This window comes from Streptomyces sp. MP131-18 (genome assembly GCF_001984575.1).
GTDB lineage: Bacteria > Actinomycetota > Actinomycetes > Streptomycetales > Streptomycetaceae > Streptomyces > Streptomyces johnsoniae.
The window spans coordinates 2,341,495-2,367,693 of record NZ_LZNS01000001.1; the positions used below are offsets into that span (position 1 = coordinate 2,341,495).

22 protein-coding genes and 1 pseudogene are annotated in these 26,199 nt (G+C 74.6%); 6 read left to right on the forward strand and 17 right to left on the reverse strand.

Annotated features, from left to right (window positions below):
• Positions 1–45: 45 nt before the first annotated feature.
• From STBA_RS10195 to STBA_RS10225, 7 genes are all read right to left on the reverse strand, one after another.
• The gene (locus STBA_RS10195; protein WP_077058939.1) at positions 46–831 is read right to left on the reverse strand and encodes a DUF427 domain-containing protein; all 786 of its coding nucleotides are present in this window, start codon (positions 829–831) and stop codon (positions 46–48) included.
• Between the two features lie 121 nt (positions 832–952).
• Positions 953–1,480, reverse strand: coding sequence for a hypothetical protein (locus STBA_RS10200; protein ID WP_077058940.1), 528 nt, complete (start codon positions 1,478–1,480; stop codon positions 953–955).
• A 43-nt stretch (positions 1,481–1,523) separates the two neighbouring features.
• Entirely contained in the window at positions 1,524–2,771 is a 1,248-nt protein-coding gene (locus STBA_RS10205) for a wax ester/triacylglycerol synthase domain-containing protein (RefSeq protein WP_077058941.1), read from the reverse strand.
• Entirely contained in the window at positions 2,768–3,985 is a 1,218-nt protein-coding gene (locus STBA_RS10210; protein ID WP_077058942.1) for a beta-ketoacyl-[acyl-carrier-protein] synthase family protein, read from the reverse strand. Before STBA_RS10210 ends, STBA_RS10205 begins: the two co-directional genes overlap by 4 nt.
• Complete coding sequence (locus STBA_RS10215; RefSeq protein WP_077058943.1) at positions 3,982–4,215, reverse strand: acyl carrier protein; 234 nt, start codon at positions 4,213–4,215, stop codon at positions 3,982–3,984. Before STBA_RS10215 ends, STBA_RS10210 begins: the two co-directional genes overlap by 4 nt.
• Complete coding sequence (locus tag STBA_RS10220; protein ID WP_077058944.1) at positions 4,197–5,828, reverse strand: prenyltransferase/squalene oxidase repeat-containing protein; 1,632 nt, start codon at positions 5,826–5,828, stop codon at positions 4,197–4,199. Before STBA_RS10220 ends, STBA_RS10215 begins: the two co-directional genes overlap by 19 nt.
• Positions 5,829–6,021: 193 nt before the next feature.
• Positions 6,022–6,612 (reverse strand): DedA family protein, encoded by a 591-nt coding sequence (locus STBA_RS10225; RefSeq protein WP_077063229.1) that lies wholly within the window; start codon positions 6,610–6,612, stop codon positions 6,022–6,024.
• A gap of 192 nt (positions 6,613–6,804) precedes the next feature.
• On the opposite strand from STBA_RS10225, the gene STBA_RS10230 reads away from it, so the two are divergent.
• Positions 6,805–7,893, forward strand: coding sequence for a histidine kinase (locus STBA_RS10230; protein ID WP_253194628.1), 1,089 nt, complete (start codon positions 6,805–6,807; stop codon positions 7,891–7,893).
• On the forward strand, positions 7,884–8,528 hold the full coding sequence (locus tag STBA_RS10235) for a response regulator transcription factor (RefSeq protein WP_077058946.1): 645 nt from the start codon (positions 7,884–7,886) through the stop codon (positions 8,526–8,528). Before STBA_RS10230 ends, STBA_RS10235 begins: the two co-directional genes overlap by 10 nt.
• Here STBA_RS10235 and STBA_RS10240 read toward each other — a convergent pair.
• From STBA_RS10240 to STBA_RS10285, 10 genes and pseudogenes are all read right to left on the reverse strand, one after another.
• Positions 8,513–9,898, reverse strand: a complete 1,386-nt coding sequence (locus STBA_RS10240; RefSeq protein ID WP_077058947.1) for a nucleotide pyrophosphatase/phosphodiesterase family protein — start codon at positions 9,896–9,898, stop codon at positions 8,513–8,515. The genes STBA_RS10235 and STBA_RS10240 overlap by 16 nt on opposite strands.
• Positions 9,895–11,076, reverse strand: coding sequence for a metabolite traffic protein EboE (gene eboE / locus STBA_RS10245; RefSeq protein WP_077058948.1), 1,182 nt, complete (start codon positions 11,074–11,076; stop codon positions 9,895–9,897). The genes STBA_RS10240 and eboE overlap by 4 nt, the downstream gene beginning before the upstream one ends.
• Positions 11,077–11,082: 6 nt before the next feature.
• Positions 11,083–11,940 (reverse strand): TatD family hydrolase, encoded by an 858-nt coding sequence (locus STBA_RS10250; protein WP_077058949.1) that lies wholly within the window; start codon positions 11,938–11,940, stop codon positions 11,083–11,085.
• Positions 11,940–12,497, reverse strand: a complete 558-nt coding sequence (locus STBA_RS10255; RefSeq protein ID WP_077058950.1) for an EboA domain-containing protein — start codon at positions 12,495–12,497, stop codon at positions 11,940–11,942. The genes STBA_RS10250 and STBA_RS10255 overlap by 1 nt, the downstream gene beginning before the upstream one ends.
• Positions 12,498–13,349, reverse strand: coding sequence for a sugar phosphate isomerase/epimerase family protein (locus tag STBA_RS10260; RefSeq protein WP_077058951.1), 852 nt, complete (start codon positions 13,347–13,349; stop codon positions 12,498–12,500).
• Positions 13,346–14,209 carry an SCO3242 family prenyltransferase gene (locus STBA_RS10265; protein ID WP_077058952.1) on the reverse strand — a complete coding sequence of 288 codons (864 nt, stop codon included), beginning with the start codon at positions 14,207–14,209 and terminating at the stop codon, positions 13,346–13,348. The genes STBA_RS10260 and STBA_RS10265 overlap by 4 nt, the downstream gene beginning before the upstream one ends.
• Positions 14,206–15,267, reverse strand: coding sequence for an inositol-3-phosphate synthase (locus STBA_RS10270; RefSeq protein ID WP_077058953.1), 1,062 nt, complete (start codon positions 15,265–15,267; stop codon positions 14,206–14,208). Before STBA_RS10270 ends, STBA_RS10265 begins: the two co-directional genes overlap by 4 nt.
• A 227-nt stretch (positions 15,268–15,494) precedes the next feature.
• Positions 15,495–16,841 (reverse strand): annotated as a pseudogene (locus tag STBA_RS10275) (ThuA domain-containing protein); the annotation flags it as partial.
• Positions 16,841–19,288: a PQQ-dependent sugar dehydrogenase gene (locus STBA_RS10280; RefSeq protein WP_077058955.1), complete on the reverse strand. Its 2,448-nt coding sequence runs from the start codon at positions 19,286–19,288 to the stop codon at positions 16,841–16,843. The gene STBA_RS10280 and the pseudogene STBA_RS10275, both read right to left, overlap by 1 nt.
• Positions 19,289–19,559: 271 nt before the next feature.
• Positions 19,560–20,198 (reverse strand): TetR/AcrR family transcriptional regulator, encoded by a 639-nt coding sequence (locus tag STBA_RS10285; RefSeq protein WP_290443780.1) that lies wholly within the window; start codon positions 20,196–20,198, stop codon positions 19,560–19,562.
• 145 nt (positions 20,199–20,343) lie between these two features.
• On the opposite strand from STBA_RS10285, the gene STBA_RS10290 reads away from it, so the two are divergent.
• The 4 genes from STBA_RS10290 to STBA_RS10305 all read left to right on the forward strand — a co-directional run bounded on the left by STBA_RS10290 (position 20,344) and on the right by STBA_RS10305 (position 26,177).
• Positions 20,344–22,872 (forward strand): glycoside hydrolase family 3 C-terminal domain-containing protein, encoded by a 2,529-nt coding sequence (locus STBA_RS10290; RefSeq protein WP_077058957.1) that lies wholly within the window; start codon positions 20,344–20,346, stop codon positions 22,870–22,872.
• Positions 22,873–22,953: 81 nt separating this feature from the next.
• Complete coding sequence (locus STBA_RS10295; protein WP_077063230.1) at positions 22,954–23,358, forward strand: ChaB family protein; 405 nt, start codon at positions 22,954–22,956, stop codon at positions 23,356–23,358.
• 10 nt (positions 23,359–23,368) lie between these two features.
• Positions 23,369–23,707, forward strand: a complete 339-nt coding sequence (locus tag STBA_RS10300; protein WP_077058958.1) for a DUF6766 family protein — start codon at positions 23,369–23,371, stop codon at positions 23,705–23,707.
• Positions 23,708–23,768: 61 nt separating this feature from the next.
• The gene (locus tag STBA_RS10305; RefSeq protein ID WP_077058959.1) at positions 23,769–26,177 is read left to right on the forward strand and encodes a phosphoketolase; all 2,409 of its coding nucleotides are present in this window, start codon (positions 23,769–23,771) and stop codon (positions 26,175–26,177) included.
• Positions 26,178–26,199 lie beyond the last annotated feature (22 nt).

The window sequence follows — 26,199 nt, forward strand, 5'->3', positions numbered from 1 at the left end:
GGCCCGGCGCGCGTGCCGGGACAGGATACGCAGCCGCCGCCGCGGCTACCCGACCTCGGTGGTGATCCGTTCGTGGTCGAAGCACAGGAACCCGCCCGCGCGGGTGGCCTCCTCCAGGGGCTCGGGGTACGACCACGCCACGTCCGCGACCGGCTCGCCGCCGCCGGTGAACGACCAGTAGTGCGCGGTGCCCTTGTACGGGCAGACCGTGCGGGTGGCGCTCTCCGCCAGCAGGTCGCGGCGCACGTCCTCCGGCGGGACGTACCAGCGGTTGGGCAGGCCGGTCTCCGACAGCAGCACCGGCCGCGCCGTCTCGGCCAGCGTCGTGCCGTCCAGCAGCACCCGCACGGTGCTGCCGCTGCGCCGCGCGTCGACGCGGTGGTACGGGTCGCGCAGGTGGCCGTGGACCTCCTCCTCCTCGTCGAACCACGCGTCGGCAGCGGCCCAGTACAGCGCGTACCAGCCGGCCAGCCACTCGGCGCCCGCGATGGGCTCCGGGTAGGCCCACACGCCGTTCGGCACCCGCCGCCCGCCCGCGTCGACCGACCAGTACGCGGCCTGGCCCTTGAACGGGCATTCGGTGGTGTGGTCGCTCGGCCGGAGCAGCTGGGTCCTGACGTCGTCCGCCGGGACGTACAGCTGCGGCAGCAGGCCGGTTTCGTGCAGCAGCCGCCCGTTGCGGGTGTCCAGCAGCGTCTCGCCGCCGACGAGCGCGCGGACGCGCCGCGGGAACGGGTGCCAGAACAGCCGGTGGGCCGGGCCGGTCAGCCGGTAGTTGACGGTCGGCGGCGGCGCCGCGGACAGGGGGCCGTGGGACAGGGTCAGGGTCATCGGAACGCCTTTCGCACCGGGAAACGGTCTGCCATGACTGTCGCTCCCCCGTTCCCGGCCCGCCGAGTCCTCCCACGCGGTGACAGCGGCCGACCGGGTGAGCCCGGCCGCCCGGATGCCCTCACCCGACGTCGAGTGCCGCCCTGGCCAGTTCGAGGAAGGTCAGGTGCTCCTCGCGGAAGTCCCGGTACGCGGCGTCGAACCGGGCGCGCTCCGCATCCTCGTCGCCCGTCGTGAGCCGGGTGAGCAGGCGGCTCGTCGTGATCGCCCGGAGGCGCAGCGTCTGCGCGGCCCCGGCGACCGGCGCCGGCCCTTCGAGCACGACCTCCCGGCTGGCTCTGGTCACCTCGTTGAGCGCCGCGCGGCCGTCGGCCCGCAGCTGCGCGAGGACGGCGGCCCGCGGCTCGCCCGGCGGGGCGGCGTCCGCCTCCTCGATGCGCCAGAAGACCTCCGACAGCCCGTGCGCGGCCGCGCTCATCTCCCGGTAGGCGTCGCGCCGCCGGCTGCGGGCCTCCGCGACCTGGGCCGCGTGCGCGGTGACCTCGGCCTGCACCCGCGCGGACCTGGTGGCCCCCCGGCCGGCGACCCAGCTCGCGACCACCGCCGTCGCGCCGGTGATGAGGCCGATCCACCAATTGCTGTCCCCCACAGGGCAACTATGCCAGCCGCCCCCGCATGCCCCGAACGGCCCGTCACGGAACGGCGCGTGCCAGTGCGTCGACGGCCCGGTGCCAGCGGTCCGGCAGGTCCGCCAGGCCCGGCAGCGCCGCGTCGCCGAGGAACGTCACGTGCAGCCGGCCGCGGTACGCCGTCCACGCGATGAACAGCCGGGTGCGCGGCGAGCCGATCGGCAGCGGGTGCAGCGCCGCCGCCGGGGTGCCGCGGAACGCGAGCGGCCCGCGGGTGCGCACGTCCGCCACCGCCAGCGGCACGAACCGCGCGTCCAGCCAGCGGTCCATGCCGCGCTGCGCCAGCCGGTGCGGCAGCCGCAGCAGCGCCCCGTCCTCCTGCGCCATCTCCGCCAGCCGCGCGAACGCCGTGTTCTGCGCGACCAGTTGGAGCCGACGCGCCGCCGAGGGCTCGCCGCAGGGCAGCGGCAGCGTCGCGCCCGCGGCCCGGTTCCCCAGGCGCGGGAACGGCTCGGCCGGCCGGCGCGCGGTGATCCCGAGCGACGCGTACACCCCGTCCTCCGGGCCGGGGAAGTCCGCCGCGTACGCCTCCCGCAGCACGGCCGTCGCCGCCGCGAGGCACACCTGCGTGACGCCCGCCCCGGTCGCGCGGCCGATCGCGTACAGCCGCGGCAGCTCCGTCTCGGCGGTGCTCGCCGCCCGCCGGTCCGAGCGCGGCACGTCGAGCGCGGACCAGCGGGCCCTGCGGCGCGGCAGCGGCAGCACGTGCCGCAGGGCGGCCAGGCGGCGGGCCGCCCCGGGCCCTGGCAGCGGGTCAGCGGGCGCGGTCGGTGCGGGCCTTGGCTGCCTGCCGAAGAGCAGCTCGACGGTGCGGGCCACGGCCAGACCGTCCTGGAACGCGTGGTGCGCCCGGTAGCACAGGCCGAAGCCGCGGCCGTCGCGGATCACCCACACGTCCCACAGCGGGCGGTCCGCGGCCGGGGGCCGGGCGAGCAGCGCGGTGAGCATCCGGTCGGCGAGCGGCCCCTCGCCCGGCGGCAGGTCGAACGCCTGCACGTGGCGTGCGGCGTCGAAGTCCGGGTCGGCCGCCCAGTGCGCCCGCCGTCCGGCACCCGCCGGACGGTACGTCAGCTCCGGCGCGTGCGGCAGGCGCCCGGCGAGGTGCGCCGCCACCTCGGCCACCATGGGGGCGGGGCCCGGGAACGTCAGCAGCGCGCCGATCTGCCAGTCCCGTTCCCCCTCGCGGCGCGCGAAGTCCATGAAGATGCGGTCCAGCGTGGTCTGCGCGACCGTTGCGGCCGGGGTGCTCATGATGCCTCCGCGAAAGCCAGTGCCACGTTGTGCCCGCCGAAGCCGGTGGACACCGACAGGGCGAGCGGCAGCCGCCGCGGGCGCGGCGTGGTGACCAGGTCCAGATCGATGCCGGGCGAGGGCGCGGCCAGGTTGGCGGTCGGCGGGATCAGCCGCCGTTCCACCGCGAGCACCGTCAGCGCGGCCTCCACCGCGCCCGCCGCGCCCAGCAGATGCCCCGTCACGGCCTTGGTCGAGGTGACCGGCGGCCGGTGCGGCAGTACCTCGGCGAGCACCCCGGCCTCCACCCGGTCGCCCAGCGGGGTGCCCGTGCCGTGCGCGTTGACGTGGGCCACGTCGGCCGGCGCGGCGCCCGCCGCGGCCAGCGCCTGCCGCAGGGCCGCGGCGAGACCGCGCCCGCCCGGGTCCGGCTTGACGATGTGGTGCGCGTCCGAGGTGGCGCCCTGACCCGCGACGCGCGCCCTGGGGCGCGCGCCGCGCGCGCGGGCGTCGCGCTCCCGTTCCAGCACGAGCATGCCCGCGCCCTCCCCCATCACGAAGCCGTCCCGGTCCGCGTCGAACGGCCGCAGCGCGCCCGCCGGATCGCCGAACCGGCTGGACAGGGCGTGCATCCGGTCGAAGCCCGCCTGGAAGAACGGCGTGAGCGGCGCCTCCGCGCCGCCCGCCACCGCGATGTCGCACCGGTCGAGGGCCAGCAGGTCGAGCGCGGTGCAGATCGCCGTCGCGCCCGAGGCGCACGCGGTGTTGACCGTCAGTCCTGGACCGGTCGCGTGCAGGTCCATCGCCAGCTGCGCCGCGAGCGCGTTGCCCAGCGCGCCGGGCACGGAGAACGCGGACATGCCGTGCTGCCCGGCGTCAAGCAGCACCCGGTGCTGCGCCTCGTAGGTCTGGGCGCCGCAGCAGCCCGCCCCCGCGACGACCGCGACCCGTGCGCCGTCCCAGCCGCCGGGGTCGAGCCCGGCGTCGGCCACGGCCTCCCGGGCGGCGAGCAGCGCCAGTTGCACGCAGCGGTCCGGCTTGCGCGCCAGCAGGCCGTTCAGCCGGCCGGGGCCGAACGGCGGCACCCGGCAGGCCAGGCGCGGCGGCTGCCCCTCGTCGTCGAGGGCCGCGGTCGGCAGTCCCTGGCAGACGCGTTTCCACGTGGCGTCCCGGCCGTCGCCCGCGGGCGTCACCGTGCCGACTCCGGTGACGCACACGGCGCCGCGTCCGCTCATGCGCCGGCCGCGGCGTGCCCGGCGATGATGCCGAGCACGTCGCCCACGGTGCCGGCCTCGTGCAGCTCCTCCTCGGTGATGGTCAGCCCGTGCCGCTGCTTGAGGATCAGCACCAGCTCGGCGATGCCGAGGGAGTCCAGTCCCGCCTCCTCCCGGCCCGCCTGCTCGGTGATCTCCTCCTCGGGCACCCCCATGGAGACGAGAGCGGCCTTCAGATCGTCGAATGACATGGCTTCCTCCTGTTCCTCGGGCTGTTCCGCAAGCTGTTCCTGGGGCCGTTCCGCGGGCTGCCGGCGGCGGACCCGTGGCGCGCCGCGGCCAGATCGCGGGCCGCGGCGAGGCCGCCGAGCCGGTAGACCGGGTACAGCAGCGGGACGTCGTAGACGAACGGGCGCGGGCCGAGCGCGTCCGGCGGCACCGCGGCCTCGGGGCCCGTCGCCGTCAGCAGCCGCACGCCCGCGGCCAGGGCCGCCGCCTCCCGGCCCGCCGCGGCCAGCGCGCCGACGGCGTAGGCGGTGCCCAGCGGGCCGGCCGCGCCCTGCCGCAGGCACGCCGCGGCGCGGGCCATGACGCGCCCGGTGCCGCCCAGCTCGTGGGCGGCGACGGCGCGCGCGGCACGCATCACGTGCAGCAGGGGGAAGGCCGCGGAACGCGTCCACTCGTACGGGTAGCCGCCGTCGAGGCGCTGCCGCGCGGCGAGCCAGCTCCAGCCGCGGGCCGCGGCGGCGCGCTCGGCCGGGCCCGGCTGCCCGGCCAGCAGCGCGAGCACCGCCTTGGCCGTGATCTCCGCCTCCGAACGGGAGCCGCCCGTATAGGTGTTGAAGCCGCCGTCCGCATTCTGCGCGCGGCGCAGCCAGGCGGCGCCCGCCGCGGCGGCGTCCCGGGCCTGGGGCGCGGCGCAGCGCCGGAGAAACGTCACGGCCACGGCGGTGTCGTCGGCGTCGGCGTGCGTCACGCCCGGCGCGTAGCCCCAGCCGCCGTCCGGCAGCTGGGCGTGGCACAGGTAGTCGGCCGAGGCGGCCAGCCGGTCCTCGCCCACGCCGCTCTCCGCGAGCGTCAGCGAGGCCAGGCAGGTCAGCCAGACGTCCTGGCTGCTGATGAACGGCACCCCGCCGTCCGCCCTGATCTGCGCCACCACGAAGTCGACGCCGCGCGCCACCACGTCGGGCGCCAGGCGCCGTTCGCGCAGCACGAGCAGAATCGTCACGGTGCCCAGCACGTACTGGTCCCAGCTGCCGTCGCAGGACTGGCTCTCCCGCAGCAGCGCGAGGTCCGCCCGCGCCGCCCCGCAGCCGTGCCGCCCGGTCAGCAGCCGCACCGCGGCCAGGGTCGGCCGCAGCCAGCCGCCGCCGCCCGCCGCCAGCGGGTCGGGCGGCACGTCCGGCACGTCCCACGCCTCGCCGGGGCGCAGCAGGGTCAGCAGCGCGCCGAGCAGGGCCCGCTTGCGCAGGCTCGCGACGGCGCGGTGGCCGGCCAGCGCGGCGCGCAGCCGCGCCGCGCCGCCCGACGGCTCGGGGCGGCCGAGTGCGGCGGCGGCGAGGTAGCGGGAGAGCAGGCGGTCGAACGGGTCGGTGTGCGCGGCGGGCGGCGCGGCCAGTTCGCGGGCGCAGAACCGCTCGACGGCCCGCCGCGCGTGGGGCGCGGCGCCCGTGTCGCGCAGCAGCCGCACGGCGAGCGCGGCTTCGAGCAGGCGGCCGCGGCAGCCGCCGCGCCAGTGTCCTTCCGGCGCGCGGCGGGCGAGGAGGTCCGCCGCGGCGGCTTCGACGACGGTGGTGAGGGCCGGCCCCCGGGGTCCGGGGGGGCGCGGATCACGCCGGGGGGCGGGGCAACGGGTCGCGGGCACGGGTGACTCCACGGAACGGCGCGGCCCGATGGACCGCGCAGAAGGAACAACTGGCTTGGCATTCCGAGGAGTTGAGGATGATCACCCGGGCTGCGCATCCATGAGAGCACAGCCGTGGACACCGGATGGCCGACGGCCGACTATTCCACTCCATAGGGTGAACAGACCGTCACACAGCGCACGCGGGGATCGTTCAGGAGGCGCGGCGCTTGCCCCCTCCGGCGCGGGTGACGCGAAAGACGACGAACGCCAGCACCGCGAGGACGACCACCACGAGCACGACTTTGGAGTAGACGGAGACCAGGTCCGTCACCCGCTCCCAGTCCTCGCCCAGGCGGTAGCCGGCCAGCACGAAGAGTGTGTTCCAGATGGCGCTGCCCAGCGTCGTGAGCAGCAGGAACGTGCCCACCGGCATGCGTTCCACGCCCGCCGGAATCGAAATCAGACTTCGGAAAATGGGAATCATCCGGCCGAAGAACACCGCTTTCGCACCGTGTTTGCTGAACCACGCCTCCGTCTTCTCGATATCCGCCACTTTCACCAGCGGAAGCTTCGCCGCGATCGCGATCAGCCGCTCCCGGCCCAGCAGCGCACCCACCCAGTACAGCGCCATCGCGCCGACGACCGACCCGATGGTGGTCCACAGCAGCGCGGCCCACAGGCTCATGTCGCCGCGGCTCGCGGTGAAGCCGGCCAGCGGCAGGATCACCTCGCTGGGCAGCGGCGGGAACAGGTTTTCCAGAGCGATGGCCGCACCGGCGCCTGGCGCGCCGAGGGCCTCCATGAGGTCGGTGGCCCACCCGGCGATGCCGCCGGGATCTTCGGAGGACTCGGCCAGGTGAACGGGAACGGAGGATGAGGTCACACCCCGAACGCTACAAAGTCCCTCCGCGCCGGAACGATGGGGGATGCCTCACGGGAACCCTGCGGAAAACCGCAGTCCGCCGCCGCGCCCCGTTCGGATAGCGTCGGCGGCGTGAAGAAAGCCCTGCACCGCTGGCTGCGGATGGCCACCGGGCTCGCCATGGGCGCCGCGACCGTGCTGCCGGACCTCCTCGTCCTGTACGCCGCGCTGCTGCTGCGGCGGCGGGGCGATCCGGCCGCGGTGCGGCTGGCCGGGTGGGAACGCGCCAGGGTGACGCGCCTGCACGGCGACGTCCCGGAAGCCACCGCACCACCCGAGCCGCGCGCCGCCCTGGCCTACCTGGCGGCGCGCCTGCCGGTCGGACTGCTGGCCGGTCTCGTGCTGCTCTCGGCGCTGGTCGGAGCCGCCTACGCCTCGACGCTCGGGTGGCTGTGGTTCTGGGCCGACCACTTCTGGGCCAACGTTTTCTCCGGCGTCGGCGGCCTGTTCCTGCTCTTCCTCGCCGCCTACGCCGTGCAGGCCGTCGCCGCCCTGGAGGCCGCCCTCGTGCGGCGCTTCCTCGGCCCCACCCGGCAGGAGGCGCTCGAGCGGCGCATCGAGGAGCTGGCGGAGAGCCGGGCCGGCGTGGTGGCCGCCGTGCACGAGGAGCGCCGCCGGATCGAACGCGATCTGCACGACGGCGTGCAGCAGCGCCTGGTGGCGCTCGGCATGCTGCTGGGCCGCGCCCGGCGCAGGGGCGACACCGACGACCTGCTGGCGCAGGCCCACCAGCAGGCGCGGCAGGCGCTCGCGGAGCTGCGGGAGGTGGCCTGGCGGGTGTACCCGACGGTGCTGGACGAGGCCGGGCTGCGGGCGGCCCTCGAAGCGGTCGCCGAACGTTCCCCGCTGCCGGTGCGCCTGGACTACCGGCTGGCGGCCGAGCCGGACCGGCCGGTGGCGGCCGTCGCCTACTTCGTGGTGTCCGAGGCCGTCACCAACGCCGTGAAGCACTCGGGCGCCGCCGCCGTCGCCGTCCGCCTGGCAGGCGAGGGGCCCGCGCTGACCGTGCGCGTCACGGACGACGGCCGGGGCGGCGCCGACCCGGCGGGCGGCGGGCTGCTCGGGCTGGCCAGGCGCGCCGCCGCGCTCGACGGGCGGCTGTCCGTGGCCAGCCCGGCCGGCGGGCCCACCGTGATCACCGCGGAGCTGCCGTGCGCGTGATCCTGGCGGACGATTCGACGCTGCTGCGCGAGGGCCTGGTGCGGCTGCTCACCGAGGAGGGCCACGAGGTGACCGCGGCGGTCGGCGACGCCGCGGCGCTGCTGGCCGCGGTGGACCGCGATCCGCCGGACGTCACCGTGATCGACGTGCGGATGCCGCCGACGCACAGCGACGAAGGGCTGCGCGCGGCCCTCGACATCCGCCGCCGGTGGCCGGCGGTGGGGGTGCTGGTGCTGTCGCAGTACGTCGAGGGCCGCTACGCGACGGAGTTGCTGACCGGGGAGCCGGCGGGCGTCGGCTACCTGCTGAAGGACCGCGTGGTGGAGATCGACGAGTTTCTCGACGCGCTGGAGCGCGTCGCGGCCGGCCGTACCGCGTTCGACCCCGAGGTGGTGCGGCGGCTGCTGGCGCGCAGTTCGCACACCGATCCCCTCGCCCGCCTCACGCCGCGCGAACGCGAGGTGCTGCACGAGATGGCGCAGGGCCACACGAACGCGACGATCGCCGAACACCTGTGGGTCTCGCGCAGCGCGGTGGAGAAGCACGTCAACGCGATCTTCGACAAGCTTCAGCTGCCAGGACCCGGCGGCTACAGCCGCCGGGTCCTGGCCGTGCTGCGCTACCTGGGCTCCTGAAGGCCCTGGAGCCCGAGCAGGAACGACTTGACTGCCGTGGCCGCGACCTCCCCGCCGTCCAGCGCGTCGGGGTCGGAACACAGCAGGACCGGCCGGTCCTTCTCGTCCTCGGGCAGGCGACCGTGGCTGCCGCGGACGCACGACGGGTCGAGCGGCACCACGTTCATCCGGTAGCGCAGGCCCAGCTTCTTGCGGGCCAGGGCCGCGGCGGCCCTGGCCTTGGCGAACCGGTCCGCCGGGTCGAAGAACAGCTCCGCCGGGTCGTAGCCCGGCTTGCGGTGGATGTCGACGATGGCCGCCCAGTCCGGCGCGGCCGCGTCGTCCAGCCAGTAGTAGTACGTGAACCACGCGCCGGGGTCGGCCACCGCGACCAGCTCGCCGGCGCGCCCGTGGTCGAGGCCGTGCCGCTTCTTGCCCGACTCGTCCAGCACCTCGGCGACACCGGGCAGCCCGGCCAGCACCTCACGCGTGCGCTCCAGGTCCTCGGGGCGCCGCACGTACACGTGCGCCACCTGGTGGTCGGCGACGGCGAAGGCGCGGGACACCCACGGGTCCAGGTACTCCATCCCGGCCTGCGTGTACACGTCGAGCAGCCCGGCGCGGCGCAGCGCGCGGTTGATGTCGACGGGCCGGTCCACGGGCGTGATGCCGTACTCGGACAGCACCACGACCGTGGCGTCCGCGGCCTGCGCCGCGTCCAGCAGCGGCCCGATCTCGGCGTCCAGCTCGCCCGCGGCGGCCCGCGCCTGCGGGCTGTCGGGGCCGAAGCGCTGGAGATCGTAGTCCAGGTGCGGCAGGTAGACCAGCGTCAGGTCGGGCCGCTGCGTGCGCAGCAGGTGCCTGGCCGCGGCGGCGATCCAGCGGGAGGAGGCGATGGACGCGGTGGGCCCCCAGTAGTTGAACAGGGGGAACGGGCCGTAGCGGCTGGTCAGTTCGTCGTGCAGCTCGGACGGCCTGGTGTAGCAGTCGGGGTCCTTGCGGCCGTCGGCGTAGTAGATGGGCCGCGGGGTGATGGTGAAGTCGGTGTCCGCGCCCATCGCGTACCACCAGCAGACGTTCGCGACGGTGTAGCCGGGCCGCACGCGGCGCGCGGCGTCCCAGATCTTCTCGCCGCCGACGAGCGCGTTGTGCTGCCGCCACAGCAGCACGTCGCCGACGCCGCGGAAGTACCAGCCGTTGCCGACGATGCCGTGCTCGGCGGGCGGCGCGCCGGTGAGGAACGTGGCCTGCGCGGAGCAGGTCACGGCGGGCAGCACCGTGCCGAGCGGCGCGCGCGAGCCGCCGCGGGCGAGCGCGGCGAGGCGTGGCAGGTGATCGAGCAGGGCCGGGGTGAGGCCGACCACGTTCAGCACGACGACCGGGCGGGTCATGACAGCTCCTTGAGTCCGAGTCCGGTCAGCAGGTCGCGCGCGAGGGACAGTTCGGCGGCGATGCCGTCCGCGAGTCCCTCGGGCGTGCGGGGCCGCAGGGCCGGCGGCAGTACCTGCCAGGTGTAGGTCTCCACCTCCAGGTGGCGGGTGAGGGCCCGTTCGCCGCCGACCAGGCGGGTGAGGGCCTGCGTGAGGTGCGGCAGCGTCGAGGTCAGCGGCGGGTGCGGGCGGGCGTGCAGCGGGATGTGCAGGTGAACGCGCCAGGGGTCGCGTCCCGGCAGCGGCTCGGGCCCGAACAGGGCGATGTCCAGGTCGTCGTGGCCCAGGACGCCGCCCGGCGCCCGCTCCCGCGTCTGGTGCAGGAAGCGGGGCTCGGCGAAGTCGGCGAGCGCCGCGCGCACCGCGGGCTCCCCCGGGTGCTCGGCGTGCAGGGCCGCCGACAGCTGCGCCTTCACGACGGGCACGCCGCGCGCGGTCAGACCGGCGATGGCGCGGTCCGGGTCCTCGAAGGCGGTGGCCAGGTGGCAGGTGTCCAGGCAGACCCCGACCCGGCTGCTCGGCGGCGCCCCGGGCGCCGTCAGCACCTCGGCGGCCTGCCCCGTGGTCTCCACGATGCAGCCGGGCTCGGGCTCCAGGGCGAGCCTGATGGAGCGGCCGGTGCGCTCCGCGAGTGCGTCGAGCCGTCCGGCCAGCTCGGTGAGGTGCGCCAGCGCCCGTTCCTGGTCCTGCGGTGTGAACGGGGTGCGCCAGGCCAGCGGCAGCGTCGAGATGGTGCCCTCCGGCTCGTCCCCGGGCAGCAGCTCGGCGAGGAGGCCGGCCAGGTCGGCGGTGTGGTCCAGGCGTTCGCGGCTGGTCCAGTCGGGCGTGTAGACGGCGTACTTGACGCGTTCGCCGCCGAACCCGCGGTAGGGGAAGCCGTTCAGCGTGACGACTTCGAGGCCGTGGCGCTCCAGGGCCTCGCGCAGGGTGCGGCGGGCGCCCGCGTCCGCCACCAGGGTGCGGGCCGCGTCACGGGCCAGCCACAGGCCGATGCCCAGGCGCGCGCGGTCGAGGCGCCGCCTGACCGGCTCGCAGTAGTCGCGCAGCTGCGCGAGGACGCCGTCGAGCGTCTCCGCGGGGTGGACGTTCGTGCAGTAGGCGAGGTGGACGACCGAGCCGTCGGGGTGCTGGAAGCGCACGGCGCCTCACCGCCCGGCCGGGGCGCCGCGCAGGATCGAGTTGCCCTCGAAACTCTCCGGCTGCTCGCGTCCGTCCAGCTCAAGACGGCCGCTCTGGCCGTAGAACTCCACCGGGTTGCGCCACAGCACCCGGTCCACGTCGTCGTCGGTGAACCCGGCGGCCAGCATGGCGTCGGCGACGCGGCGCGTCTTCAGCGGGTCGCTGCGGCCCCAGTCCGCGGCCGAGTTGACCAGCATCCGGTCGAGGCCGAGGCGGCGGAGCACCTCGACGGTGCGCCGCTCGTCCATCTTGGTGTCCGGGTAGACGGAGAACGCCATCCAGCAGCCGCTGTCCGCGGCGCGGTCGACGGTCGTCTCGTTCAGGTGGTCGAGCACGACGCGCTCGGGCGGCAGTTCGGACTCGGCGAGCACGGACAGGGTGCGTTCCAGGCCCGCGGCCTTGTCGCGGTGCGGCGTGTGGACGAGGGCGGGCAGGCCGTGGCGCGCGGCCAGTTCGAGCTGGGCGGCCAGCGCGTCGTCCTCGGCCGGGGTCAGCGAGTCGTAGCCGATCTCGCCGACGGCCACCACGTTGTCCTTCTCCAGGTAGCGCGGCAGCTCCTGGAGCACGGGCGTGCAGCGCGGGTCGTTCGCCTCCTTGGGGTTGAGGGCGAGCGTGCAGTGGTGGGCGATGCCGTACTGGGCGGCCCGGTAGGGCTCCCAGCCGAGCAGCGAGTCGAAGTAGTCCAGGAAGCTGGCGGTCGAGGTGCGGGGCTGGCCCAGCCAGAACGAGGGCTCCACGACGGCCGCCACCCCGGCCGCGCGCATCCGCTCGTAGTCGTCGGTCGTGCGGGAGGTCATGTGGATGTGGGGATCGAAAATGCGCATCATGCCTCCGGGGCGGGCGCGGGCGGCGGGGAGAGGGCCAGGGCGTGCCGCACGTCGGCGGGCACGGGCCGTCCGGCGGCCGTGCGTTCCGCGGCGAAGTCGGTGAGCATCCTGGCGAGTTCGGGGTCGGCACGGTCGGCGAGGCCGGCGACCTCGGTCACGGGGACGTCGGTGAAGACGCACTTGAGGACGGCGTGCCGCCACAGGTGCTGGTCGAGGTGGCGGGCGGCGTAGGGGCCGACGGCGGCGGCGATCAGCCGCGGGTCGTTGGTGCGCAGCGCGTCCTCGACGAGCGGCAGGGCGTCGGCGCCGACCGGCAGGTGCGGCAGGGCGCGCAGCACGGCGCGGCGCTCCGCCGCGTCGCCGTGCCGGTAGAGGCGGGCGGCGGTGGCGGCGTCGGCGCCCGCGGCGCGCAGCAGCGCCACCCGGACGGCGTCCGCGGCGGCGCGGCCGACGTGGCGGCCCGCGGAGGTGAACGCGGCCTCCCAGGCGTCGGTGCCCAGCACGCCGTCCAGCCAGGCGCGAGCGGCGGGGGTGAGGCTGGTCTCGGTCAGCACTTAGCCGGCCTCCCGGTGCGCGGTGGTCAGGAAGTCGAGGGATCTGCGGGCGAGTTCGGGTCCGGCGTGGGAGTGGCGCGGCAGCTCGACGGAGACCAGGCCGCCGTATCCGGTGGCGGCGAGGGCGGCGAGCACGGGCGGGAAGTTGATCTCGCCCTCGCCCAGCGGCAGATGCTCGTGAACGCCGCGCCGCATGTCCTCGATCTGCACGTGGGCGGTCCAGGGCGCGGCGGCGGTGACGCAGTCCGGGACGGGCACGGGTTCGAGGCAGTGGCAGTGCCCGAGGTCGAGGGTGAGGCGGACGCCGTCGAGGTCGCGGCGCAGCCGGTGGAACGCGGCGATGGTGTCGAGCAGCATGCCGGGCTCCGGCTCGACGGCCAGCGGCACCCCGGCCGCGGTGGCGAGGTCGAGCACCGGGGCGAGGGCTCCGGCGAGCCGCTTCCACGCCTCGGCCTCCGGAGTGTCGCGCGGCACCCGGCCGCTGAAGCAGTGCACCGCGGTCGCGCCGAGGTCGCGGCCGACGCGCACCGCGTCGAGGAGCAGCCCGGTGCGGCGCTCGCGGGCGGCCGGGTCGGGGTCGAGGAGGCTGGGGCCGTGCTTGGCGGTGGGGTCGAGTACGTACCTGGCGCCGGTCTCGACCGCGACGGCGAGGCCGAGGCGGTCGAGCCGGCGCGCGACCTGCGCGGTGCGGCGCCCGAGATCGGGGGCGCAGGGGTCGAGGTGCATGTGGTCGAGCGTCAGCGCCACGCCCTGGTAGCCGAGGTCGGCCAGCAGGGCGAGGGCGTCGGACAGGCGCAGGTCGGTCAGGCCGTTGGTGCCGTAGGCGAAGCGGGGCCGGCGTGGACCGGTCATGTGGGGGTGACCTTCCTGGACAGGCGCCGGGCGGCGGCCAGCGCCCCGAGCAGCACGGGCACGGCCTGCGGGCGGCCCGCGCGGGCGGCCAGTGCCGCCTGGAGCGGCATCAGGGCGGTCAGCCCGCCGACGACGCCCTGCCGCACCCGGGCGCCGGTCGGCTCGCGGGCGGCGCGCAGCAGCGGGGGCGCGGCGGTCAGCAGGTAGGCGACCGAACCGGCGACCGAACCGGCGCGTTCCGCCCGGGGCGCGGGCGTGCGCCCGGGGGCGGCGACGGCCGCGGCGGTGCCGAGGGCGGCGGCCAGCGTGACCAGCGGCGCGGACCGCGGCCCGCCGAACGCCTCGTGCCGGGAGAGCGCCGTGACGGCGGCGGTGTGGGCGCCGACGACGCCCGCCGCGGGCAGCGCGCGGTGGGGCGCGCGGCCCGCGCACGCGCCGAGGACGACGTTGAGGGAACGGGCCGCGCCCATCGCGGCGGGCCCGGCAGTGGTGTGCTTGACGCCCAGGTCGTAGGCCCAGGCGGTGGCGGCCAGCGCCCCGGCCGCGGCGAGGGCGGGCCGGGAGTGGACGGCGGCGAGGGTGAGCCCGGCGGCGGTGAGCCCGGCCGCCGCCGCGAGGGCCGCGGCCGGGCGGATGCGGCCGGAGGGGAGGGGGCGCGCGGGCCGTTCGCGCGCGTCGGTGTCGCGGTCGGCCCAGTCGTTGAGCGCCATCCCCGACCAGTACAGGCACAGGGAGGAACCGGCGGCCAGGGCCGTCCGCCGGAGCGGCGCGCCGCCCGCGGCGGCGGCACCGGCCACGATGTCGCCGGGGACGGTCAGCGCGGCCGGGCCGCGGACCAGCTCGATCCAGGCGCGGTTCACGGCCTGGCCCGCAGCGTCTGCGCGAGGGTCAGCAGCTCCTCGTACTGCTCGCCGAGCGCGGCCGGGCCGGTGTCGGGGTCCTTGAAGAAGAAGCCGAGCCCCGGCACGGGCCCGGACATGCCGGTGGCGTGGGCGCGCGCGACCAGGCGGGCCAGGTCGAGCACCAGCGGTGCGGCGAGCGCGGAGTCGCAGCCCTGCCAGATGGTCTGGAGCACCATGCGGGCGCCGAGGAAGCCGTCGAACGCGACGTGGTCCCAAGCGGTCTTCCAGTCGCCGAGCGCGGGCACGTTGTCGATGTGCACGGTGCCCTCGGGCAGGTCCCCGAGGGTGTCGGCGAGGACGCGTTCCTTCCCCGCGTTCTTGGCCGCGGCGGCGGCCGGGTCGGCGAGGGCGGCGCCGTCGCCGCCGCCGAGCAGGTTGGTGCCGGACCAGGACCGCACGTCCAGGGCGCGCTGGGCGAACATCGGGGCCAGGGCGGCGCGCAGCAGCGTCTGGCCGGTCTTGCCGTCCCGCCCGGCGTGCGGCAGACCGGCGGCGAGGGCCCGTTCGGCGAGGCCGGGGCCGCGCATGCCGGTCGCGGGCGTGAAGTTGATGTAGGAGCAGCCGGCGGCGATGGCCGCGGCGGCGTAGCCGGTGCTGATCGCGGGGTCGGTCTCGGTGCTCGCCACGTTGACGACCACCGTGCGTTCCAGGCCGTGGCGGTGGGTGAAGTCGGCGATGTCGGCGGCCGGGTCGGCGCCCGGGTGCCTGATCTCGGCGTCGGCGGCGGCCAGTTCCGCGGCGATGGCGGCGGGCAGCCCGTGCGGCAGGACGCCCGCGGCGACGAGCTGTTCCGCGCGTTTGGGGACGGGGATGTCGACGATGTCGTGGCCGCCGACGACCAGCCGGTCGAGGTCGGGCAGCGCGCTGTCGGCGAACGGTGGCAGGGCGGTGACCATGCCGGTGGGCGGGGTGAGTCCGGCCGCAAGGGCGGCCCGCCCGGCGATGGTCGTGGTGGCGACGGAGCCGCGCGCGCCGATGAGCCAGAGGCCGACGCGCGCGGTGGATGCGGTTGTCACGGGGGTGGCCCTCCTCCTTCGTTTTCGGGTGCCACGAAAGGGGGCCCCGGTGCCCGGCCGGGTTCGGCGCGGTCGGGCACCGGGGGGTTGCGACGGCGGGGTGGGGTTCGGCGTCACCACCGCGCCACCGTCACCGGCCGTGGGGGCCGGGTCCGTCGCCGCCGCCCCTCGCGGCGGAGACGGGTCTAGGGGACGGTTCTAGGGGAAACTCGCACTGCTCAGGGCAGTTCCTGTATGCGGACGTTGCGGAAGCTAACGGTGTCTTCCTCACCGTGGTTCTGGAGGCCGACGTGGCCCTGCGTCAGGCTACGTGCGGGATCGGTATTGGTGAAGTCGTTGATCAGGGTGCCGTTGAGGAAGATCTGAAGTCGCTCACCTTCGACCCGCAGTTCGTAGGTGTTCCACTCCCCCGGCGGGTTGAGGGCCGCGTCGCGGGCCTCGATGTCGGCGGACTGGAAGGTGTAGACGGACCCGGTGGTGCGTTCGGGCGCGTCCGTGGCGTCGATCTGGATCTCGTAGCCGTTGTCCACGGCGGACCACGGGTCGTCGGAGGGCGGGAAGCCGATGAAGATGCCGGAGTTGTCGTCACCCTCCAGGCGCCAGTCCAGCTTCAGCGAGTAGGAGGCGAACTCCTGGGCCTCATACCACAGCATGCCCATGCCGCCCTCGGTGGTGAGGGTGCCGTCGTCGGCCAGCGCGAACTGGCCCGGGCCCGCCTGCGACCAGCCGTCGGTGCCGGTGCCGTCGAACAGCGAGGTGTAGCCGGTCTCCGGGCGGCAGTCGGCCTCGGTGACGCCGGCCGCCCAGCGGATGCCGCCGAGCAGGTGGCGCACGAACTCCGGCTCCGTGAAGGACTCCGCGGTGTGGCCGCCGCCGGTGTAGAACGCCCGGCCGCCCTCGTACTCCTTGCACCAGGCGATCGGGTGGTCGCCGTCCATCTCGCCGCCGGTGTAGCTGGACTCGTCGAGCGAGGCCAGCACGCGCGCGGACTCCCGCGGGTTGGTGCGGTAGTTGTACCACTCGTCGGTGCGCTGCCAGGTCTCGCCCAGGTGGGCGGTGGCGTCGTGCGCACGGTCCTCGACGTGCACCGTGGCTTCCTGAATGTGCGGATGCGACTGGAACAGCGCGCCCGCGAGCCCGTTGTACCACTCCCAGTCGTACTCGGTGTCGGCGGCGGCGTGGACGCCCACGTAGGCGCCGCCGTCGTTGATGTAGCCCTCGAACGCGGTCTGCTGGGCCTCGTCGAGCACGTCGCCCGTGGTGGAGAGGAAGACCACCGCCTCGTACTGGGCGAGGTTGTCGGCGGTGAACGCGGTCGAGTCCTCGGTCGCGGTGACCGAGAAGTTGTTCTCCGCGCCCAGGCCGGTGATCGCGGCGATGCCGTCCTCGATCGAGTCGTGCCGGAACCCGGCCGTCTTGGAGAAGACCAGCACGTCGTAGGCGGGGTCGTCGGGCGAGGCCACCGGATCGTCCGGGGCCGCCGCCGCGGCGGCGGTGGGCAGGGCCGCGGCGCAGATCACGCCGCAGACGGCCAGGCGGGCCAGCCGTTTGGGTTGCTTGGTCCGTTGGTGCATCACTGACTCCCGGTGCCGAAGGTGAAGTCGTCGATGTCGAACAGTCCGCCGCCGCCGGTGGGACCGGTGAAGACCAGGTGGAGCGTGGTCGTCCCGGCGGGAAGATCGGTCAGGGACGTCGTGACGTCCTGGTAGACGTCCCAGCCGCCGGTGGGGGCCACGTCCACGGAGCCGAGCACGGTTCCGGTGGGCGAGTCGGCGCGTACCTCTATGGTGCCGCCTGCCCCGCCGGATGCGACGCGTGCGGTGAACTCGGTTGCGTCGGCCAGCAGGTAGGGCGTGAACGAGATCCAGTCGCCGTTGTCGACGAACCCGACCGCCCGGCCGCCGTGCGCCGTCGCGTATTCGGTGATCTCGACGCCGCTGCTGTCGCCGAAGTGCTCGGCCTGGCGGGTGCGGGTCTGCGTGGTGACCTGGTCGTGCGTGGTCAGGCCGCCCGCGTCGGTGTACTCGGCGTCGAAGATCCCGAAGATGTTGGCGTTCGGGTCGTGTTCGCCGTCCGCCAGGGTCTGGATGGTGCCGGAGCAGCCGGTGGTGTCGGTCAGCTTGTGACCGTGGCTGTCGTGGCCGAGGACGAAGCTGAGGGTGACCTGCGAGCAGTCGATCTCGCCGTCCTCGGGGTCGGACACCTCGATCTCGAACGGCACCGCGTCGCCGAAGTCGACGAGCTGTCCATCGGCCGGGAGGATCAGCTCCACGGTGGGCGCGGTGTTGCCGACGTTGATCGGCACCGAGGCCGAGCCGGTGAGTCCGCCCGCGTCGGTCACCGTCAGTTCCGCGGTGTAGGTGCCGTCCTCCTCGTAGGTGTGCGACGGGTTCGGCTCGGTGGAGGTGTTGCCGTCGCCGAAGTCCCAGCTGTAGCTGATCTCGTCGCCGTCGGGGTCGTTGCTGCCCTCGGCGGAGAACGTCACGGCCAGCGGCGCGGGTCCCGAGGTAGGGGTGCCGGACGCCTCGGCGATGGGGGAACGGCCGCCGGTCACGTTCTCGATGCGGTACAGCGCGCTGTTCTCGTCGCCGTTGAAGTAGCCGGTGCCGTAGTCCAGCACGTACAGGGCGCCGTCGGGGCCGAAGGCGCTGTCCATGACCTGGGTGCCGCTCCAGGGGAACTCGCTGATCGAGTTGACTGTGCCGTCGGCCTGGAGGTCGATGGCCCTGATCCAGCGCCTGCCGTACTCGGTGGCGAAGAAGTTCCCGTCGTACTCCTCGGGGAACTTCACGGACGATTCGAGGTCCGGATCGTAGTGGTAGACCGGCCCGGCCATCGGGGACTCCGAGCCGTTGCCGAACTCGGGCACCGAATCGCCGTCGTAGGGAATCCACGCGGGCTGCGCGGGCGGCAGCTCGGTCAGCCCGGTGTTGTGGGGGGACTCGTTCACCGGGGCGTTGCAGTCGAACGTGGCGCCGGAGGCCCCGCTGCCGAAGTCGTAGTCGACGTAGGCGTCGTTGTCCCCGGTGCAGTAGGGCCAGCCGAAGTTGCCCGGGGCCGTGATGCGGTTGAACTCGACCTGCCCGCCGGGGCCGCGGCTGTCGGAGGCGGTGCCGGCGTCGGGGCCGTAGTCGCCGACGTAGACGATGCCGGTCTCCTGGTCGACGCTCATCCGGAAGGGGTTGCGGAAGCCCATGGCGTAGATCTCGGGGCGCGTGCCCTCGGTGCCCTCGGCGAAGAGGTTGCCCTCGGGGACGGAGTAGCTGCCGTCGTCGTTGACGGTGATCCGCAGTACCTTGCCGCGCAGGTCGTTGGTGTTGGCCGAGGACCGCTGCGCGTCGAAGGCCGGGTTGCGGTCGGCCCGTTCGTCGATCGGGGTGTATCCGTCGGAGGCGAACGGGTTGGTGTCGTCGCCGGTGGACAGGTACAGGTTGCCCTCGGCGTCGAAGTCGATGTCGCCGCCCACGTGGCAGCACTGGCCGCGGCTGGCGGGCACGTCGAGGATCCGCGTCTCGGTGCCGAGGTCGAGCTGGTTGCTCTCGTTCAGCACGAAGCGCGAGAGCCGGTTGACGCCGTCGAACGGCGCGAAGTCGCCCGCCGCGCCCTCGCCGGGCGCGTCCCCGCCCGGGGTGTCGAGCGGCGGGGCGTAGTAGAGGTAGACGAACCGGTTGTTCTCGAAGTCCGGGTCGACGCCGACGCCCTGGAGGCCCTCCTCGTCGTGGGCGTACACGTCCAGCGTGCCCGCGACGCTCGTGGTGCCGTTCGCGTCGGTGATCCTGACCGTGCCGTCCCTGGCGGTGTGCAGTACGGAACGGTCAGGCAGCACGGCCAGCGACATCGGCTCGCCCATCTCGGGCTCGCCCTTGGCGAGGGTCACCTGCTGGAACTCGGCCGTGGGGGCCGGGTCTTCGCCCGGGGCCGCGGCCGCGGTCGACTGGGTGGTGGCCAGCGTGATCGTGCCTGCGATGGCGAGCACGCTGCCTGTCAGGGCGGCGAAAACTTTTCTTGTTCTCCTGTGCACGCGCGTCCTCCGTTGAGCACGGGGTGGGGGGTTCAAGTCCTTCGCACAGGCGCGCGCCGCCGCGCCGGGGAACTACGCGACCGAGGGACGAGGGGAGGTCACGTGATCCGGAAGTGACCGGTACACAACAGGGACGGTAACGACTTTCTCCCTCAGTGGAAACCCCTTTGAAACAAGAAGCGCGAACTTCTTCCTCCGAAGGGACAAAGTTCAGTCACGTGCGGTCGCGTGCAGTCGCGTTCGGTCACGTGGGAATCCGGGACGGCGGCGGTCAGCCGCCCCCCGGTACCGGCCTCCCGAGCAGCGCGCCGATGACCAGGTCGGTCGTGGCCGCCATGTCGACCGCCTCCGGCGCCAGCAGCCACTGCACCTGCAACCCGTCCATCACCGCCATCACGGCGCTGGCCGCGGCCCGCGGGTCGAGCCCCGCCGGGACCTCCCCCGCGTCCGCGGCCTCGCCGATCGCCTCCACCACCATCGCCCGCAAACCCGCGTACCGGGCGCGGAAGTACTCCTGCGCCGGGTGACCCGACGTCACGCTCTCCGCCGACAGCACCGCGTAGAGCCGCACGATGCCCTCCCGCTCGGCGTTCCGCCGCGCCGTGTCCACCAGGTGCGCGAGGAACGCGAGCCCGCGCGGGCGCTCCTCGCCCAGCTGCGCCAGGTCCGACTGGTCGCGCAGGTCGAGCACGCCGGTCAGCAGCCCCGCCTTCGACCTGAAGTGGTGCAGGACGCCCGCTTGCGTCAGGCCGGAGCGCTCCGCGATCTCCGCCAGCGAGGCGTTGTGGTAGCCGCGGGTCGCGAAGGTCTCCATCGCGATGCGCAGGATCTCCTCGCGCCGCCCCGCCGCGGACGGACGGCCGCCGTCCGATCTGCTCTTTTCCGGTCTGCTCGTTCCCGGTCTGGTCATACCGCTTCGCTTTCGCTGGCTCCGGCGGCGGACGTCCACGCCTCGTTCCGGATCGGGTTCCGGATCAGGTTCCGGAACCGGGGACACCTTACTGAGCACTCAGTAGGTCTGCTTTCATCTGAGCGTACCGGGCGAAAGGAATTAGATGACCTCCCTCTCCACCCCTGCCGCCGCCTCCGCGGCGGCACCGGACGACGCCGAACTGGCCCGCCGGGTCAGCGGCATCGACCTGGAGTCGAAGGTGCGGCTGCTGACCGGCGCGACGCTGTGGGCCATGCCCGCGGAGCCCCGGCTCGGCCTGCACCCCGTCGTCATGTCCGACGGGCCCCAGGGCGTTCGCGGCACAGGGGACGTGCCCGGCGCCACCGGACTGCTCGCCCCCGCGCCCAGCGCGCTCGGCGCCACCTGGGACACCCACCTCGCCGAACGACTCGGCGCGCTCTTCGCCACCGAGGCGCGGCGCCGCGCGGCCGACGTCGTGCTCGCCCCCGCCATCAACCTCCAGCGCACCCCGGTCGCGGGCCGCCATTTCGAATACTTCGCCGAGGACCCGCTGCTCACCGGGCGGCTCGCGGCCGGCCTCGTACGCGGCCTCCAGGACGGCGGCGTGGCCGCCTGCCCCAAGCACTTCGTCGCCAACGACTCCGAGACGGAACGCACCCGGTACGTGTCCCGCGTGGACGCACGCACCCTGCGCGAGGTCTACCTCGCCCCGTTCCGCACCGTCCTGGAAGAGGCCGGTGCCTGGAGCGTCATGGCCGCCTACTCCGGCGTGGACGACGGCACCGCGACCGCGCCGATGAGCGAGCACGCCGGGCTGCTGCGGGGCGTGCTCAAGGGCGAATGGCATTTCACAGGACCCGTCGTCAGCGACTGGGCGGCCGCCCGCACCACCGCCGCCTCCGCCGTCGGCGGCCTCGACCTCGTGATGCCGGGACCCGACGGGCCGTGGGGGGCAGCGCTCGTCGCCGCCGTACGGTCAGGGGACGTGCCCGAATCCGTCGTCGACGACAAGGTGCTGCGGCTGCTGCGGCTCGCCCGGCACGTCGGCCGGCTCACCGAGCCCTGGGCCGACTGCGCACGGCCGCCCGCCCCCGCCGGACCTACCGAGGCCGAGTTCACGCTGCTGCGGCAGGTCGCCGCCCGCTCCACCGTCCTGCTGCGCGACCGCGACCACCTGCTGCCGCTCGCCCGGGGCGGCCTGCGCCGCGTCGCACTCATCGGCCCCAACGCGGTCGCACCCTACTTCCAGGGCGGCGGCAGCGCGTTCGTCCCCGCCGTGCGCACCATCGGCTTCGAGGAGGGCCTGCGCGCCGCGCTGCCCGCCGGGACCGAATTCACCGTGCGCCGCGGCGGCGACGCCCGCCGCCACCCCCCGTTCATCGACCCGGCGCTGCTCGGCGGCGGCGTCCGCGCCGACTACCTGGACGCCGCCGGCACCCGCCTCGGCGGCGATCTGCGGCCCACCGGCGACTGGGGCGACCACCACGACTTCCCCGCCGGCACCCACCGCGTCGTGCTGAGCACCGAACTCACCCTCGCCGAACCGGGCACGCACCGGCTGGAGATCGGCGCCGTGGGCCGCTACGAGATCCGGGTCGACGGCGAGGTGACCGCCTCGGGCGACGACGACCGCGGCGTCGGCCTCGTCCTCGACTCCAGCCACCACCACCCGGCGGGCAACCGCGTCGAGCTGGCCGTCGGGGACACCCCGCGCCGCGTCGGCCTCGTCATCGACCTGACCGTGGTCGACGCCGAGGGCTACGGCCGCCTGGTCACCGCCCACCTGCGGCACCGGCCGCCGGGGCCAGGACCCGAGGAGGAGATCGAGGAGGCGGTGGCCGCCGCCCGGCGGGCCGACGTCGCCGTCGTCGTCGTCGGCACCAACGAGGAAGTCGAATCCGAGGGCTGGGACCGCACCGGCCTCGCCCTGCCGGGCCACCAGGAGGAACTGGTGCGCCGCGTCGCCGCCGCCAACCCCAGGACGGTCGTCGCCGTCAACGCGGGCGCGCCGGTCCTGCTGCCGTGGTCCGAGGCCGAAGTGCCCGCGCTGCTGTGGCTGTGGCTGCCAGGCCAGGAGGCCGGACACGCCCTGGCCGACGTGCTGTTCGGCCGCGCCGAGCCCGCCGGCCGCCTGCCCTGCACCCTGCCCGCCCGCGCCGCCGACGTGCCGGTGCCGCACGCCAGGCCGGAGAACGGCGTCGTCACCTACACCGAGGGCCTGGACGTCGGCTACCGCGGCTGGGAACGGACGGGCGCCACCCCGGCGTTCCCCTTCGGCCACGGCCTCGGCTGGACCACCTGGGCCTACGAGTCCTTCACCGGCCCGGCGGCCCCCGGGGCCGGCGACGACGGACTGCGACTGACCGTCCGCGTCACCAACACCGGCCCGCGGCCCGGCCGCGAAGTCGTGCAGGTCTACCTCCGGGCGCCGCAGGACGGACCGCCCCGGCCGCGGCTCGCACTCGCCGGGTTCGCCACCGCGCAGGTGCCCGCGGGCGGCACCGCCGAGGTGACGGTCACCGTTCCGGCCCGCGCCTTCCAGGTGTGGAACCCGGCGACCGGCACCTGGCACACCCCACCCGGCACCTACCACCTGCACGCAGGCCGTTCGAGCCGCGACCTGCGGCTCACCATGGAAGTGGTCGAGGGGCGGCCGGAGCGGGTGCGGTGATTCGGGGCGGTTTTCCCGGTCTCCGGGCGGGTACTCGCCGCAGTCCGGCCATGGAGCTTGTGCGACATGGAGGTGAGAACCATGCCCGGACGCCAGGAACTGCCCTCCACGCTGGAACGTTCGCCGCGCGACGCGCAGCGCACCTGGATCAAGGCGCACGACTCCGCCGTTCAGGAGTACGGCGAGGGCCAGCGCGCCCACCGCGTGGCCTACGGGGCACTGAAGCACACCCACGAGAAGGTCGGCGACCACTGGGAGCGCAAGGAGAGCCGGCGCAAGGGGCCCTCCGATCCGCAGTCGGCCAGGCCGCGCCAGAAGGGCGGGCGCAGCGGTGAGGGCGTGGACGAGCAGGCCACGAAGGAGCACCTGTACCAGGTCGCGAAGCGGCTCGATGTCGACGGCCGCTCCCGGATGAACCGCTCGGAGCTGCTGTCGGCCGTTCGCAAGGCGAACCGTGCGCAGACACGCGAGGCGCGCAAGGGATAAGGGCCCCACGGTGCAGCGGGGTTCGCCCGAGTCCAAGCCCGCCCGCGACATCGGCACCGAGTCGGACGAGGCGCAGCGCGCCGGGCGGCATGCCCGGGCCGACTCGCCCGCCCCGGCCGGGGCGGGCGGGGTGCGGCAGGCGCTGTTCTCGCGTTCTCTCGGGCTCGCGATGGGCGGCGTGTTCGTGCTGATCTCGCCCGAGTTCTGGAGCCGGACGTTCCAGAACTGGCTGTCGGAGTTCCTCGCCATCGCCTCGATGGCGATTCTGTCCGTCTGGCTGCGGCAGCGCGGTTCGCCGGAGTCGAAGCCCGTCGGTGCGGCGCACTCGACCACGCAGGTGGGGGGCTGAGCGCCCGCCGTCCGGTGGGCAGCACGGAGAAACAGCGAGAACAGAGAAGGGGCCGTCGCCGATGTCGCGGGACCACAACCACCAGCACCATCAGCACGACCGTTCCTTCAGCCTCGGGGACCAGGAGGCCGCGGCGCTCGACGCCCAGTGGCGGGCGGCGAACTACCTGTCCGCGGGCCAGATCTACCTGCTGGACAACCCGCTGCTGACCGAGCCGCTGCGCCCGCAGCACGTGAAGCCGCGGCTCCTGGGCCACTGGGGCACCTCGCCCGGCCTCAACCTGGTGCACGCGCACCTGAACCGGCTGATCGCCGCGCACGACCTGGACGCGATGTGCGTGTGGGGGCCGGGGCACGGCGGTCCTGCGGTGGTGGCGAACGCCTGGCTGGACGGCAGCTACACCGACACCTACCCGGACGTCACCCGGGACGCGGCCGGCATGGCGCGGCTGTTCCGGCAGTTCTCGTTCCCCGGCGGGATTCCCAGCCACGTCGCCCCGGAGACGCCGGGCTCGATCCACGAGGGCGGCGAGCTCGGCTACTCGCTCGCGCACGCCTACGGCGCCGCGTTCGACAATCCGGACCTGCTGGTGGCCTGCGTGATCGGCGACGGCGAGGCGGAGACAGGTCCGCTGGCCGGGTCCTGGCACGCGAACAAGTTTGTCGACCCGGTGCACGACGGGGCGGTTCTGCCGATCCTGCACCTCAACGGCTACAAGATCGCCAATCCGGCGGTGCTGGCCCGGCTGCCCGAGTCGGAGCTCGACGACCTGCTGCGCGGCTACGGCCACCACCCGCTGCACGTGTCGGGCGAGAAGCCCGCGGAGGTGCATCGGGAGCTGGCCTGGGCGATGGAGACGGCGCTGGCGCGCATCGGCGCGATCCAGCAGGCGGCCAGGCGCGAGGGCGCGACGCACCGGCCGCGGTGGCCGGTGATCGTGCTGCGCACCCCGAAGGGGTGGACGGGGCCCGCGGAGGTGGACGGGCTGCCGGTGGCGGGCACCTGGCGTTCGCACCAGATCCCGCTGAGCGCCGCCCGCACCAACCCCGATCACCTGCACCAGCTGGAGCGGTGGCTGCGTTCGTACCGGCCCGAGGAGCTGTTCGACGCCGACGGCCGCCCGGCCGCCCGCGTGTTGGCCCACATGCCGTCGGGGCCGCGGCGGCTCGGCGCCAACCCCCACGCCAACGGCGGGCTGCTGCTGCGCGAGCTGCCGGTGCCGCCGCTCGCCGACTGCGCGGTGCAGGTCGACGCGCCGGGCGCGACGCAGCACGAACCGACGCAGGTGCTGGGCGAGTTGCTGCGGAAGCTGATGGCCGCGACGGCGGACCGCCGCGATTTCCGGCTGGTGGGCCCCGACGAGACGGCGTCCAACCGGCTCCAGGCCGTGTACGAGGCGACCGACAAGGCGTGGGACGCGGAGACGCTGCCCGTCGACGAGCATCTCGGGCGCGGCGGCCGGGTGATGGAGGTGCTGTCGGAGCACCTGTGCCAGGGCTGGCTGGAGGGGTATCTCCTCACCGGCAGGCACGGGCTGTTCTCCAGCTACGAGGCGTTCGTGCACATCGTCGACTCGATGGCCAACCAGCACATCAAATGGCTGCGCACCTCGCGCCGGCTGCCGTGGCGGCGGCCGGTCGCGTCGCTGACGTACCTGCTGACGTCGCACGTGTGGCGGCAGGACCACAACGGGTTCTCGCACCAGGACCCGGGCTTCGTCGACCACGTGCTGAACAAGAGCCCCGAGGTGGTGCGCGTCTACCTGCCGCCGGACGCGAACACGCTGCTCGCGGTCGCGGACCACACGCTGCGCAGCCGGGACTACGTGAACGTGATCGTCGCGGGCAAGCAGCCGTGCTTCGACTGGCTGGGCCTCGCCGACGCGCAGGCGCACTGCGCCCGCGGCGCCGGGATCTGGGAGTGGGCGGGCACGGAGGCCGACAACCGGGAGCCGGACGTGGTCCTGGCCTGCGCGGGTGACGTGCCGACGCAGGAGGTGCTCGCGGCGGCCGACCTGATGCGGCGTCACCTGCCGGAGCTGGCCGTCCGCATCGTCAACGTCGTGGACATCGCCCGGCTGATGCCCATCGAGGAACACCCGCACGGCCTGTCGGACCGCGACTACGACGCCCTGTTCACCCGCGACCGGCCGGTGATTTTCGCCTATCACGGGTACCCGTGGCTGATTCACCGCCTGACCTACCGCCGGGCCAACCACGCGGACCTGCACGTGCGCGGCTACGTGGAGGAAGGCACCACCACCACGCCCTTCGACATGGTGGTGCGCAACAACCTGGACCGCTACCGGCTCGTCATGGACGTCATCGACCGCGTCCCCGGCCTCGCCGTCCGTGCCGCGCACGTGCGTCAGCACATGTCCGACACCCGCTACCGGCACGACGGGTGGATTCGCGAGCACGGGACCGACCTGCCGGAGGTGGCGGACTGGAGCTGGGGCGCACGCAACTGACCCTTCCGCCGGGGCCGGGAGG